Origin of the sequence: Phocaeicola massiliensis B84634 = Timone 84634 = DSM 17679 = JCM 13223 (assembly GCF_000382445.1) — a bacterium.
Classification (GTDB): Bacteria; Bacteroidota; Bacteroidia; order Bacteroidales; family Bacteroidaceae; genus Phocaeicola; species Phocaeicola massiliensis.
In genome coordinates, this window is sequence record NZ_KB905472.1 from 2,626,503 (window position 1) to 2,640,117 (window position 13,615).

General features: G+C 42.9%; 10 protein-coding genes. 5 read left to right on the forward strand and 5 right to left on the reverse strand.

Annotated elements, in window-relative coordinates; translation table 11 throughout:
- The first annotated feature begins 60 nt into the window (after positions 1-60).
- Together HMPREF1534_RS08070 and HMPREF1534_RS08065 are read left to right on the forward strand one after the other, a co-directional pair.
- Positions 61-2,730, forward strand: coding sequence for a beta-galactosidase (locus tag HMPREF1534_RS08070; RefSeq protein ID WP_005941031.1), 2,670 nt, complete (start codon positions 61-63; stop codon positions 2,728-2,730).
- Positions 2,731-2,902: 172 nt separating this feature from the next.
- Positions 2,903-4,609, forward strand: coding sequence for a right-handed parallel beta-helix repeat-containing protein (locus HMPREF1534_RS08065; protein WP_005941034.1), 1,707 nt, complete (start codon positions 2,903-2,905; stop codon positions 4,607-4,609).
- Positions 4,610-4,723: 114 nt separating this feature from the next.
- On the opposite strand, the gene HMPREF1534_RS08060 is transcribed toward HMPREF1534_RS08065, so the two are convergent.
- The gene (locus HMPREF1534_RS08060) at positions 4,724-5,095 is read right to left on the reverse strand and encodes a thioesterase family protein (protein WP_005941040.1); all 372 of its coding nucleotides are present in this window, start codon (positions 5,093-5,095) and stop codon (positions 4,724-4,726) included.
- Positions 5,096-5,217: 122 nt separating this feature from the next.
- Complete coding sequence (locus HMPREF1534_RS08055) at positions 5,218-7,308, reverse strand: BT4734/BF3469 family protein (protein ID WP_005941043.1); 2,091 nt, start codon at positions 7,306-7,308, stop codon at positions 5,218-5,220.
- 155 nt (positions 7,309-7,463) lie between these two features.
- Here HMPREF1534_RS08055 and HMPREF1534_RS08050 point away from each other — a divergent pair, with 155 nt between their 5' ends.
- Complete coding sequence (locus HMPREF1534_RS08050; RefSeq protein ID WP_005941046.1) at positions 7,464-7,904, forward strand: DUF6078 family protein; 441 nt, start codon at positions 7,464-7,466, stop codon at positions 7,902-7,904.
- A 367-nt stretch (positions 7,905-8,271) separates the two neighbouring features.
- On the opposite strand, the gene HMPREF1534_RS08045 is transcribed toward HMPREF1534_RS08050, so the two are convergent.
- From HMPREF1534_RS08045 to HMPREF1534_RS08035, 3 genes are all read right to left on the reverse strand, one after another.
- Positions 8,272-9,207 carry an ISAon1 family transposase gene (locus tag HMPREF1534_RS08045; protein WP_005941049.1) on the reverse strand — a complete coding sequence of 312 codons (936 nt, stop codon included), beginning with the start codon at positions 9,205-9,207 and terminating at the stop codon, positions 8,272-8,274.
- Positions 9,208-9,235: 28 nt separating this feature from the next.
- Positions 9,236-9,619 (reverse strand): ISAon1 family transposase N-terminal region protein, encoded by a 384-nt coding sequence (locus HMPREF1534_RS08040; RefSeq protein WP_005937579.1) that lies wholly within the window; start codon positions 9,617-9,619, stop codon positions 9,236-9,238.
- A gap of 110 nt (positions 9,620-9,729) precedes the next feature.
- Positions 9,730-10,764, reverse strand: a complete 1,035-nt coding sequence (locus HMPREF1534_RS08035) for a LacI family DNA-binding transcriptional regulator (protein WP_005941054.1) — start codon at positions 10,762-10,764, stop codon at positions 9,730-9,732.
- Positions 10,765-10,908: 144 nt separating this feature from the next.
- Here HMPREF1534_RS08035 and HMPREF1534_RS08030 point away from each other — a divergent pair, with 144 nt between their 5' ends.
- Together HMPREF1534_RS08030 and HMPREF1534_RS08025 are read left to right on the forward strand one after the other, a co-directional pair.
- The gene (locus HMPREF1534_RS08030) at positions 10,909-11,841 is read left to right on the forward strand and encodes an aldo/keto reductase (protein ID WP_005941057.1); all 933 of its coding nucleotides are present in this window, start codon (positions 10,909-10,911) and stop codon (positions 11,839-11,841) included.
- 75 nt (positions 11,842-11,916) lie between these two features.
- Positions 11,917-13,539, forward strand: a complete 1,623-nt coding sequence (locus tag HMPREF1534_RS08025) for a CARDB domain-containing protein (RefSeq protein WP_005941060.1) — start codon at positions 11,917-11,919, stop codon at positions 13,537-13,539.
- Positions 13,540-13,615 lie beyond the last annotated feature (76 nt).

A 13,615-nucleotide genomic window follows, 5' to 3' on the forward strand; every position in this document is an offset into this window, starting at 1 on the left:
CGGTTTAGTTTTGACCCACTCCCTTTCCAACTACTGATGTTTATAAATTACATATGTATCATGAAAAAAGCAATTGTATTTACTGCATTGGCTTTCAGTGCAGCTACGCTTTCTGCGCAATATAATATTGACTTGAGCAGAGTCACTCCTCCTTCCATCGAATATCTGAAGATGGGAAATACAGGACCAAAAGGAAAAGAAATCCGTGTTAATAATCTGTATATGGATGAAGGTGGAATTCCACAACTTCCTGTTATGGGTGAATTCCATTACAGCCGAATGCATCCTAACTATTGGAAAGATGCCTTATTGAAGATGAAGGCATCGGGCATAAATATTGTAGCAACTTATTGCCTGTGGTCAGTGCATGAGGAGATGGAAGGAGAACTATCCTGGCAAGAGCATCTCAACCTACGACGTTTTATCCAACTCTGCAAAGAAGTAGGACTGAAAGTGCATCTGCGTATAGGGCCTTACTGTAATGCCGAAATAAAGAATGGCGGACTGCCGGACTGGATTATAGGCAACCCTAATTTCAGAACACGCTCCAACGATCCACTTTATCTGAACTATGTACGTCATTGGTACGAAGCTATTTACAAGCAAGTGAAAGGACTTCTGTATAAAGACGGAGGCCCCATCATGGCCATTCAGTTGGAAAACGAATATGTTAGCCAAGGCATGATTATCTCTCATCTGATGAACTTGAAAAAAATGGCTGTGGAAATCGGTTTTGATGTTCCCCTCTACTCCATGACTCACTGGATGGACAGCGAATATCCCAAAGGAGAAATCGTTCCATATGCAGGATTCTACATTGAGGCACCGTGGGTGACAAGCGGAAAAGAAGAAATGCCGACCTCGAACTTTGAGTTTTTCACATACAACCGTTTGTCCGACAATATCGGAACAGACATCATTAAAATAGAAGGTGATGTGGAATCATTAAACGGAGAAAACAATGATTCTCCATTCTTCACCTGCGAAATAGGAGTGGGAAGTACCACGTTCCGCCACCGTCGCGCTGTCGTACCGGAAGAATTGGCAGGAGAAATGATCAACTTGCGTTTGGGATGCGGTGCCAATCTGATGGGATATTATATGTATGTGGGTGGCTCAAACCCTGTAGGGGAAAAAAGAACTTTCCAATCTTCCGGTCCCAGAATCAATTATGATTATCAAGCCCCTATTCGCGAATTCGGAACCTTGGGAACTGTCATGCAGGAAACAAAAAAATACAATTATTTCATGAACGATTTCGGTACTGCGCTGGCTCCGGCTGCTGCCTATCTGCCCACCAGCAACCAAAACCGTAACAACCTGCAATGGGCAGTCCGTCTGCATAACAACTCCGGTTATCTGTTTTGCTCCAACTATCTGTATCGAAACAGTAAAAAGGACTATAAGAATGTACAGTTCAAAGTTAAGTTAAAAGACGAAACGCTCCGCATTCCCAACCATAAAATAACCGTCAAGGACGGCACCTACTTCTTATGGCCATTCAATCAGAATATGGGCGGTGTACAATTGAAATATGCAACAGTACAGCCCATCTGTTCTCTGAAAGAAGGGAATACCCGCACCTTCTTCTTTTTTGAAGATGACCAAATAGGTGGAGAATATCTGCTGGAAAATAAAAACATACAAGATATAAAGGTGAACAACGGAGTGTGCAAAGCCGACAAAAACGGCTACTTCATCAACCAGCTTGTTCCGGGAACGGATTGCAGCATCGAAATCACACAGAAAGACGGTGCCAAAGTTCGTCTGGTTACACTGACCGAAGAAGAATCCGACCAACTATGGAAAGGAACAATCAGAGGCAAAGAGTTTGTTGCACTCACCGCCTCATCCTTGATTTATGATGAAGAAGGCATTACACTGATAGACAATAATCCCAATGCCGAAATCCAAATGTATCGCAACGGCCGGTTTATGCAAAAGCTCTTCCGTCAACCCGCCCACGACCTTCAGGCATCCATCCGCCCGCTTCGCCCAATGGGATACGGTCAATGGATTCGTCCTGCCGGAGAAGAAAAAGAAGTAAAACGGAATTTTGCAATACATTCATTTGCCGGCGTAGAGCAGGCATGGATACGCTATGCTTCAGAAAGCAATCCGATATGCCTGCTGAACGGCAAAGAAGTTTCCTCTACAACATTGGGAGATTACCGTCGTGCAGATGTCTGCAAACTGATTCAGAACGGAGAGAACACCATTACTTTCCGCTTTCCGGATAGCACTCCCCAGCCGATAGTCGCAGAAATAGAAATACTGATGACCAACGGACAACGTTTTGTATGGCACACTGACGGAACTTGGACCGGAGCCTCCGACAAACAGCCGGTCATTGTAGTGAAGCACAAAGAGACACCGCATTCCTTCGCCCCCGAAGAACATCTTGCGCTCTACGAAGTTAATGCACCGGCACCGACTGCCGGCGAGGAAGAGACCCGAATGTATATCAACTACAAAGGCGACAAAGCCAATGCCTATCTGAACGGAAATTTAGTTGCAGATTCATTCTACGACGGTACTGACTGGATTCTCAGTCTGAGCCGGCTGAAAGGAACGATAGAAACTAATCCGTTGGTATTACGGATAGACGGGCTGAAATCGGCTGATGCCAACATTTACTTTGAAAAGAATGTAAATCCCGAGAAGTGTGTTACACCTACACTTGATGCTATAAAAGTGAAACAAGAATACCGCTTCCGTTTCAACCGATAAAAACAAAATGATGTACATTATCAAAGCACTCTGCACAGCAGAGCCATGTACTTATTCCATACCTTCTTCCCCCAAAAAGGGGAAGAAGGCATGGGTAATCACAAGGAAAGAGTTTCCGAAAAAAGTAACCGTGCCCCAAAGTAAACCTAGAAAAGTATAAATCCAGATAGTCATGAAAAAAACATTTCTCATATTAGTAACATTCTGCGCTGCCACACTCACTCTGCCGGCACAGAATGTCATTCGTCTGGCTCCCGAAAGAGGAGACATGACAAACAAAATACAAACAGCGATAGAAAAGGTAAAAAGCTATAATGGGAGACCGGTAATCATTGAACTTCAAAATGCTGATTATCATATCTATCGTGAAAGTTCATCACATCAACTTTATCACATATCCAACACTACCTCAGAACAAGAGAACCCGAACCAGACCAAACACATCGGACTTTGGCTCAAAAACCTCCAAAACCTGACCATTGATGGAAAAGGTGCCCGTATCATCACCCACGGAGAAATAACCGGCTTTGCCATAGACCAATGTAAGAATATCCAACTGAAAAACATGACCATCACCGCAGCCGACCCTACTGTGCCCGAACTGACCGTAACCGAAGTAGGTGAAAAACACATGAATGTCCGTATTCATCCGCAATCCAAGTATGTGATAGAAAACGGTCAATTTTCATTTATCGGCCATCACTGGAAATTGTCAAAAGGCATCGCCCAAATATATAATGCACAAGATGATATTACCTGGCGAAGCTGGTCTCCCCTCTCCGACCTGCAAAAAGCCATCGAACTGGAGCCCAATCTTCTTCGTTTCATATATAATCAGCCTCCACAAGCCAAAGTCGGAATGGTATTCCAAATGCGTGATGCCATTCGTGATGAAGTCTGCGGGCTTATCCAATACAGCAAAGACGTCACTCTGGAGAATATCCATTTCGCCTTTTTGGGCAACTTCGGACTAGTGGGACAGGTGTCCGAAAATCTAACTTACAGACATCTTACTTTTGAGCCGGAATTCGGGAGCGGACGCACTTGTGCCGGATTTGCCGATTTTATACAGATGTCCGGCTGCAAAGGCAAGATATTGATTGAGAACTCCCGCTTCTCGGGAGCGCATGATGACCCTATCAATATACACGGCACCCACCTGAGGATAACTGAGTTCCCAGCCCCCGACAAGATTGTGCTCAAATATATGCACCCCCAGACTTATGGTTTCCAATCCTTCTTTCAGGGAAATGAAATAGAATTTATCCACCCCAACACCTTATTGCCACTGGCTACTGCCAAAGTAAAGAAAGCTGAAATGAAAAATGAACGCGAAATAATTGTTACTTTGAACCGAACGATTCCACAGAATCTCAAAACCATTCCCAATCTGGTTGTAGAAAATGTCACTTATACTCCGGAAGTCATAGTCCGAAACAATTTCTTCTCCCGCATTCCGTCACGAGGACTCTTAGTAACTACCCGACGTAAAGTTCTGATAGAGAAGAACACTTTCTTCCGAATGCAGATGAGTGGCATCCTGATAGCAAACGATGCACGCAGTTGGTTTGAATCGGGCATGGTACGCGATATAACTATCCGGGACAATCATTTTATCGAATGCGGTACACCCGTTATTTTCATCGCCCCCGAAAACAATCGCAATGAAGGCTATGTACATCGAAACATTCATATTGACAACAACCGCTTTCAATTAAAAGGAACCGATGCCATTCATGCCAAATCGGTGGACGGACTACATATCACCAACAACTTATTCCTTACTCCAAACAACGCCGGCATTGAGAAATTAATCAAAATACAGGAATGTAATGATACAATCATAAAAGGCAACATTGTCCATGAAACCAATTATTAACCGAATCCACAGAGAACAGACAGCACTCACCATATCATAGATATGTAAAGAATCTGTAAACATACATTTGGACGTTTACAGATTCTTCACCGATATTCAGAGCCACAGAAAGTTTCAGGAAAGTTTGCTCATAAACTTCTCCCTATCTACAATATAGCGCACATGCATTCCCTCGCCAATCACCCCTTTACTGTCCTTGGCATGCACTTCAAAGGTCAGTTTTCTGCCTTCCACTTCCTTCAATACGGCAGTTGCCGAAACCGTATCTCCCATGGCCGAAGGCTTGATATGAGTCGTGTTCATCATCGCACCTACAGTAGTGGCACCTTCAGGTAATTCTCCTACTACGGCATTCATTGCCGCATTTTCCATCAATGCTACCATAGCCGGCGTAGCAAAAACCTCCAGATCTCCGCTGCCCATTGTGGCAGCTATGTTTTCTTCCGACACTGTGACGGTCGAAGTATAAGTCAATCCTGTTTCCATAAATTCTATTCTTATTATATTCAAATGCAAAGGTATTCATTTTTCTTCTATCAACAGGCTATGTTCCTCAACCAATTTGTTTATGCTATCGTTAGAAAAAGAGCATTACTCTCACTTTTTTTTCAAAATATGTCACTCTTTGTACGTTCCACCACTTTATAATATACACCATTCTTAGTGCGATGAGTCAAAATGCCCAACTTACTCAGAAAACGTCCGAACAAATTCATTTTACCCGATGGCAATTTGATGCCGCTTTTCTTCTGCAAGAACTGAAAAATCTCCACTGCCAACATCCATTCTCCTTCCGACTCATCATCGGCGCCACGAAAATATTGGTAATACAACTGTTCCTGAAGAGGCTGTTGCTGAAATTCACGATTACTTTCCGTCTGTAGCACACCCTCTTCGCGAGTAAACCAATAACGCTCCCCACTATCCAACGCGGCTACTGCCTGAGCATAAAGTTGCCGATAATCTATCGGCTGCGAATTATCTATTTCCGAAACATGCACACAAATAAAACGACGACTGCCACTAGGATCATTCAACAAATCTTCGTGATTGCTGGTGGCAATGAACGAAGCATAGCGACGCACTTTCTCTATATAAGCACTGTTGGGACGGCGCACATTGACCGAAGGCTTCTGCAACAAATGCTTCAGGAATCCCTGATGACGGACACTGATTTGGTCGAACTCATCCAGATTAATCAACGCAAAACGATTCAGATAGAGCATGGCATGGCGTTTTTCGCTGAAATCCAAATCATCCGTATAATAGAGATGCAGTTCCGGAGGAAGAATCTCTGTGCAAAAAGTAGATTTATCAATACCTTGCGGGCCCACCAGCAATGGTGAGGTGCTGTTGGCATGTTTCGTGTCGCGCTCCTGCCAATACGCCACCATTCCCAAAAACCACCGGTAAAACAAGTCCTGCCAATGCGGATTGTCACATTTCACACGCCCTGCCAACTCACGGATATAGTCATGCCCGTCCCAATGGGGAAGATTTTGCAGAAAATCATCTATCGGTGAAAAGTTCTTCACTCTATCGGAGTTGATATAACGACGCACATCCCTATCCCACAATTGCAATCCTTCAAGCTGAGCATTCAGTGCTATACTGTTGTAAACCAAATCGGTAACAGGTCTGAACTGAAAACAGAATGTTCCCTGTTCACGATGTTCCACTACTCCCGTCATCACATTTCTCCGAAACTCATAACGACGGTTCATAAACTCATTCACTTTCAACGCCTGTAATTGTTCGGGCTTACACAATGCCTTTTCATTGAATCCTGTCTTCAACTGATACGTATGATGCAAAGTCTCCCTTATTTCAACTTCCGACAAGACGGTATCCCAATACAGCATCGTCCACTTCACGGCATCCTCCTCGGAAATGCCGGCATAGAAACAGCCTTCTCCCAGCAAATGAAGCAACGGTTTGAAATCCAGTTTCAAATCAATGTTTCCATACTTCTCTATCGCACGCCCCAAAGCGAGCTCAAACTGAACAGAAACGTAACGTTGCTTCTCATACCAAGATTTTCCGACACTCTCCGCAGGGGTCAATTTATGAAAATTCTCTTGATATCCCGTTTCCACCGGCATTTGGGTAGGTTGTTCAAGATGAATGGCAAGTGCCTGAGAGTTATAATACGTTTCAGGGTCATAACTCAGGCGGCAACTTTGGGTGAGATGAGGTTCCTTCAGTTCGATGGGATAAGACAATCTGGGTTCGTAAGTCTTGATGGCATGACGAAAAGCATGCGCATGAAACAACGCCGCTTCCGTTTCCGTTTGCGGCAGAGTTCCATCGGGACGGGTATAAGGAACTACAAATTTCACACTTCGCCCGCTTGCCCCCACAAAAGCCCACAATGTTTGGGGATAGGCAGCTATTTGGGCACGCAGTTCACGTGCCTCTTCCAATCCTTTCAAATGATTGATTTCCAGCAGGACACAACCGGTATACTCTTTTAAGAGCAACCGTTCTCCATCCATTTTGAATATTCCTGCAAAAATCAGCCGAGGGATTCGCTGTATAAATTTATAAGACTTATCGGGTATTGCCGACTGTAATTTTTCACGAACTTTCTCAATCAGTGTTTGTGTATTACCGGCTGTAAGAAGAGAGAGTATACTTTCGTCATCCAGTTTCCGATGTGTAGTTTTACTTCCCCTACATCCTAATTTTGTTATATTCATCCATTATTTTATTAGTTATTGTAAAAGTAATGCTTTTCTTACACAAAAACAAGTATACGCTCATTTATCATTAAAATAATATTACCTTTCTTCTATTTGTTTTTCCGATAGTTTTTGATTACCTTTATACACTTTAAACTTAGAATAAAAACAATATGCAAACAAAAGAATTCGATTACGATTCAGTTCCCCAAGGCTTCGCCCATTGTCTGAATGAGCAGTGTCCGCAATCCGCTGACTGCCTGCGCCGTAAAGCGGCTCTTCATATCCCGACAGACTGCCAGTTTATCAAAATAGTAAACCCTACCTACACTCCTGAAATGAATGCGAAATGCCCATATTACCGTTCGGGAGAAACAGTTCGATTCGCCTGCGGAGTAGCGCATCTGTACGATAACCTTCCACACAATGCAGCTGTTGCCATCAAACGGAGTTTATTGTATTATTTCGGCAGAAGCGGCTATTATCGTTTTTATCGCAAAGAATCCCTTCTTAACCCGAAAGATCAGGCATTTGTCCGCCAGACATTCCGCAGATACGGCATAACATCCGAACCGGCTTATGATGGCTTCGTGGATAAATACGCTTGGTGGTAATGAAAAAGACATCTCCTTTCGGCAGCAGTGAAATATGCAATTATTCGAATCAATGTGTTTCCCGAATGATACAGATTGTTTCTGCCTATTGAACAACCTGTTTCCGCCTATTGCACACATTGTTCTTTGCTCCGGAACAAAGTGTTTCAACCGCATGAAACACATCGCAGGAAAGTATGTAACTGAAGGAAGTAAAGGAAGAATGTATCAACTTGTATAGAAGGAAATGCACAAAAGATACAGAGTCAGGTAAAAGTGAGAGCATTGTTCTCACTTTTTGGTTTATGTCTCATCCCCATCTCTCACCCCTGAAAGTCTTTATGGCTCAGTTGTAATTCTTGGGGGATTAACATTTGTTAATTTCCCTTTATGCATACACCTTTGCTAATCTATACAGAAAAAACCTCTTATCTACTACTCCACGAAATGAAGCCCTAAATGCTTTAATTTTTGCATTAAAAGCTTCCGCAGCAGCATTTGTGCTTCTGTTCACAAAGTAGTTTAATATCCGTTCGTAATGATTCTCAATGGAATTGGCAACAGTAGTGAATGTATCATAACCAAACTCCTCAATTTCATTATACCAAAGTGCCAGTTTGGCACGAGCCACATCTTTATCTGTATAGTCTGAAAATATCTTCCCTAATCGTAGTGCGTAATAGTACACGGATTTTATATCCGGGAATTGTTCAAAGAGTAGTTTGGCTCTTACCTTCTGGCTTTGCAGCCACTTGTCCGGAGTCTTAAACAGCAGGTACCGGCTTCTGGCCAACAACTGTCTGAGTGTATCTCCATTGCTAAACACTTTAGGTTCATAACTTTCCCCTTTGGCTTTAGCTTCCTTGATTTTCCTGTTCTCATCCTTCATTACTTGCCAGCGATAAGCGATCCGAAGGTCTTGTACAGCTTCATAAACCAACTTTGAGACATGGAAACGATCCACTACCTGCATAGCCCCGGGAAAACAACGTTTTGCTATTTTCTGCATACTACCGGCCATATCAAGTGTAATTTCCTTTACTTGGTTGCGCTTATCGGCATCTATTTTGAGAAGCACATTGATAACATCCTCTGCTTTAGTTCCCTTTACAATAGCTACAATGGTGCCTTTTCGACCATGCTTATCCCGATTGGTAAGGATTGTATATAGTTCGCCTTTGCTTAAAGCCGTTTCATCAATACATAAATGATAACCTATATTTTTAGGATAAAGAATAAAGTCTTCAGCATGTTCCTTCTGATTCCAATTATTGAAATCACTTAAATGTTCTTTGTATTGAGTCTGGAGTTGCTTGCCATCCATACAGTAATGTTCTGCTACACTTTGGCAACTAACCGCATGATTGTCTAAGTAACGCTTTTAAAAAAGCTCCGAACTCAGCTGTTATGCGAGTACCGGAGGCTACTAAGTTCCAATCACGACTATAAGTTTGTCCTGTTTCCGGGTCTTCCCAACGACGCCGCTTGATGCGTAGATATACAGCCTTGCCGCGAACAGGAAAGTCTTGCACTTCTATTTCCGGGAAGAAACCTTTGGAATGTAGATGTAAATGGGAATGCTCTTGAGGAATGGAAGGCTTTTCCTCAAGAAAAAAAATGAAGCAAGTCTCTTGAGAGACATGGTTAACCAGGTCAAAATAGTCAAGCAGGCCTGCAGGAAGGAACAAGCTCAACATCTCCAGTGGAGTGGCAGGGGGGTGAAGGTTCTGTTTCATGCCACAAAGATAGTGTTTTTAACTAATTCCCCCAAGTTTTCAAACTGAGCCGTCTTTATTCATCGATGTTTCAGATATATTGATGAGAGTATGAGAGCAAAAATCAAAATTCATTCTATTTTGGAGAAAGGCGATTTTACAGACGATCCTCTCACTATCAAACGGGTAGGAACCACTACCTTCTTCGGGCTTTGATTTTTTTGCAAATGTTGCAGAAGTAAATTACATGATGCCACACCCATCTCATAAGTTTGGTGGGTAATGGCAGTCAGCGCCGGTTCCACATAATTGGAATGTAACTCATCGGTATATCCAATTAATGCCACATCTTGCGGAATGCGCAGTCCTTGCTCTTTTATTTCTTTCATCGCAGCAAAAGCCAACGTATCATTCATGGCAAGAATGGCTTCGGGAGGACAGGGCAACGCCAGCAACTTCCGAGTAGCTTCACGTCCCTCTTCATAAGTCATTTTTTCACAAACAATCAATTCCCTCTCAATGGGAATCTGATATTGCCTCAACGCATCCAAATATCCATGTTTTCTTTGTTTTACTATATCCAGATGATTGGCTCCTCCAATAAAGCCTATCCGCTTCGCCCCATGATGCAAGAAATGTTCGGTGGCTGCCTTACCCGACTCTGCATTGTCGGCAACTACGCAAGAACAGCGACCGTGCAAACATACCCGGTCAAAGAATACCAAGGGTACACGCTGCATAATCAGTGATTCAAAGTGAGCATAGTCCGTTGTCTCTTGTGAAATACAGGCAATAATCCCTTCCACACGGATATTCATCAGATCTTCCACACATTGCTTTTCCAATTCATATTGTTCATAAGAAGACGTTATTATAACAGAATAATGATTTTTACGTGCCACATCACTAATGCCACTGATAATGGAAGAATAAAAATGAGTCACAATATCCGGTACAATAATCCCAATAATACGCGGATTGTTCTTGAGCAGACTTATTGCAAAAGGATTGGGGCGATAATTCCACTCTCCGGCCAATTTCTTTACTCGCTCACGCATCTCTTCCCCTACCTCGGGACTATCTTTCAAGGCACGTGAAACAGTAGATACAGAAACACCCAACTCTTCTGCCAAATCTTTTAAGGACACATGCTTTTTATTATTCATATCCATCCAAACTTTTCACAAAGGTAGCTATAAGTACTATTAACGCAAAGGTTTGCGTACTTTTTCTCAAAAGATCCCCCTGCACCTTACCTATATATTACTTTACTTTGAAGCCACAAACAGATTAAATAGCATTTTAAACCAATGAAATACAATGAAATCGGAAAAACCGGAATGTACGTTTCAAATCTTAGTTTCGGTGCATCTTCTTTAGGAGGAGTTTTCCACGAAGCCGATGAAGCAAGAAGTATGGAAGCTGTATTTGCCGCAGTGGAGAATGGAATAAATTTTATCGATGTGTCTCCTTATTACGGCCATTATAAAGCAGAAACAGTATTGGGAAAGGCACTGAAAGAAATTCCGCGTAACAAGTATTACTTGTCTACCAAAGTAGGACGCTACGGTGAAAACGGGGTTAATATCTGGAATTATTCGGGGAAATGTGCCACTGAAAGCGTCTATAAAAGTATGGAAAGATTGAATGTCGATTATATCGATCTTATCAATGTACATGATATTGAATTTGCCGACTTGCATCAAGTTATCCATGAAACGTTGCCGGCATTAGTTGAGCTGAGAAACAAAGGAATCGTGAAACATGTAGGCATCACCGATTTACAACTGGAAAACCTGAAATGGGTAGTAGAGCATTCAGCCTCCGGCACGGTGGAAAGTATATTGAATTTCTGCCATTATTCTCTGAATGATGAAAAACTGAACGATTACTTAGACTATTTCGAATCGAAAAATATTGGAATCATCAATGCTTCTCCCCTTTCAATGGGATTACTTTCACAACGTGGCGTTCCCGAATGGCATCCGGCTCCGGAAGCATTGGTCAAGGCATGTCAAAAGGCTGTGCAACATTGTATGTCCAAAAATTACCCGATTGAAAAACTGGCAATCCAGTACTCCACCGGCAACCCGCGTATCGCCACTACCTTGTTCAGTTCTGCCAATCCTGACAATGTATTGAAAAACATCGCTTATGCCGAAGAACCTGCCGACCGGAATTTGGTGAGAGAAGTACAAGAGATTATCGGCAAACAAATGCGTGTCAGCTGGGCTAATTCATAACAAAGCGCATAACGTTGTTTAGAAAGACGGAAAAGCCGCTGTATGACTGAACTATAAATAAAAATTAATTAACCAATGAATGAAAGAATAAGAAGAATAACAAGTATAGCCATAGTCGCATGTGCCACTGCACTCTCGGCATCGGCTCAAATCACCGACAGACCACGCCCCGCCGAATGGGATAAATTAATACCGGGCGGGAAATATGTAGACCGTTTTGAGGCCATGCAAGGAAATAAGCTATCCGATAAGGTGTGGGGAGCCCAAGAAGTACTTCCACGGTTTGTTGATAATGGAATAGAACATCCGGATATTTCTTTTTGGGGTGGAAATATTCTGAAAGGAAAAGAGGGAAAATATCACCTTTTCGTATGCGGATGGCCGGAAAATGCAGAAAAAGGGCACATGGAATGGCCTAACTCTACCGTTTATCATGCTGTGAGCAAACAACTCCACGGACCGTATACCATACAGGATACCGTAGGAAAAGGCCATAATCCCGAAGCATTCACTTTAACAGACGGTCGTATTGTGGTTTATGTCATCAATGGTTACTACATAGCCAACAGTATGAATGGTCCATGGGAATTCAAACAGTTCGATTTCAACCCGCGCGACAGAAAGATTATAGAAGGGTTGTCCAACCTGACCTTTGCCCGCCGGCAAGACGGCTCCCGCCTGATGATATGCCGTGGTGGTGGCGTATGGATAAGCCGTACCGGTACTTCTCCTTATAACCAGATAACCGAAAAGCGTGCCTACCCCGATGTGGAAGGCGAATTTGAAGATCCGGTAGTATGGCGTGACTCACTGCAATACCACCTGATAGTGAATGATTGGTTGGGAAGAATCGCCTTTTACCAACGTTCTCCGGATGGAGTTCATTGGGTTACGGAACAAGGTGAAGCGTATGTACCCGGCATCTCCCGACACAAAGACGGAAAAGTGGAAAACTGGTTTAAATATGAGCGCGCCAAAGTATATCAGGACAAGGAAGGACGTCCCATACAAATGAACTTTGCCGTGATAGACACCATCAAATGGGAAGACCATGGAAATGACCGCCACAGTTCAAAAAACATCTGTATTCCACTGAAAAAAGACTTGCTTCTATCTGTTCTCAATACAGTTCCCATCGATGCTTCCACTCCGACTATCGAAGTAAGGATAGCCGCAGAAAAAGGATTCAATCCGTCCAGACAATTGGATATCCCTTCTTTGCGTTTCGGCTCTTTCAATGAGGTGAACTTCGGTCGGGGATGCAAACCTTTGAGTTGGAAAAAGGAAGGAAAAGATTTAATTGTCACTTTCGAGGGAAAAGGGAGCGGTATCACTGCCGAAGAGTTCGCACCTAAATTAATAGGCAAGGATAAGAAAGGCGAATTTGTCATCGGTTACGCCCATCTGCCTTATATCAATTATAAACCGGCTATCCTCTCTGCTTTACGGCCCCGGTATGACGAGGCAAACAAGCAATGGAAGGTGGAAGTGCAAAACTTCGGGCTTTCTGCTTCGGAAGAAACAACATTAAAGATAACTTCCAACGGACTGACCGTGGCAGAAACCTTGTTGCCGAAATTAAAACCTTACGAAACCAAGACAGTCTCTATAAAAGGCGAGAACCGACTAGAAGACCAACGATTAGTGAGCGTCAAATTCTATCGAAACGGCAACGAAACAGCCGTGAATAAATTTTAGGTTTTCAACAGGTATCCATTATATTGAATATAACAACTTATATATCCCATAGCCTGAGTTGTGTCAAAATGTGAAT

What these genes read in the sequence shown, in the direction of transcription:
- HMPREF1534_RS08070 (WP_005941031.1), top strand. Translation starts at nt 61, where the DNA reads ATGAAAAAAGCAATTGTATTTACTGCATTGGCTTTCAGTGCAGCTACG.
- HMPREF1534_RS08040 (WP_005937579.1), bottom strand. Translation starts at nt 9,619, where the DNA reads ATGAAACAGAACCTTCACCCCCCTGCCACTCCACTGGAGATGTTGAGC.
- HMPREF1534_RS08030 (WP_005941057.1), top strand. Translation starts at nt 10,909, where the DNA reads ATGAAATACAATGAAATCGGAAAAACCGGAATGTACGTTTCAAATCTT.
- HMPREF1534_RS08055 (WP_005941043.1), bottom strand. Translation starts at nt 7,308, where the DNA reads ATGAATATAACAAAATTAGGATGTAGGGGAAGTAAAACTACACATCGG.
- HMPREF1534_RS08025 (WP_005941060.1), top strand. Translation starts at nt 11,917, where the DNA reads ATGAATGAAAGAATAAGAAGAATAACAAGTATAGCCATAGTCGCATGT.
- HMPREF1534_RS08050 (WP_005941046.1), top strand. Translation starts at nt 7,464, where the DNA reads ATGCAAACAAAAGAATTCGATTACGATTCAGTTCCCCAAGGCTTCGCC.
- HMPREF1534_RS08045 (WP_005941049.1), bottom strand. Translation starts at nt 9,207, where the DNA reads ATGGATGGCAAGCAACTCCAGACTCAATACAAAGAACATTTAAGTGAT.
- HMPREF1534_RS08065 (WP_005941034.1), top strand. Translation starts at nt 2,903, where the DNA reads ATGAAAAAAACATTTCTCATATTAGTAACATTCTGCGCTGCCACACTC.
- HMPREF1534_RS08060 (WP_005941040.1), bottom strand. Translation starts at nt 5,095, where the DNA reads ATGGAAACAGGATTGACTTATACTTCGACCGTCACAGTGTCGGAAGAA.
- HMPREF1534_RS08035 (WP_005941054.1), bottom strand. Translation starts at nt 10,764, where the DNA reads ATGAATAATAAAAAGCATGTGTCCTTAAAAGATTTGGCAGAAGAGTTG.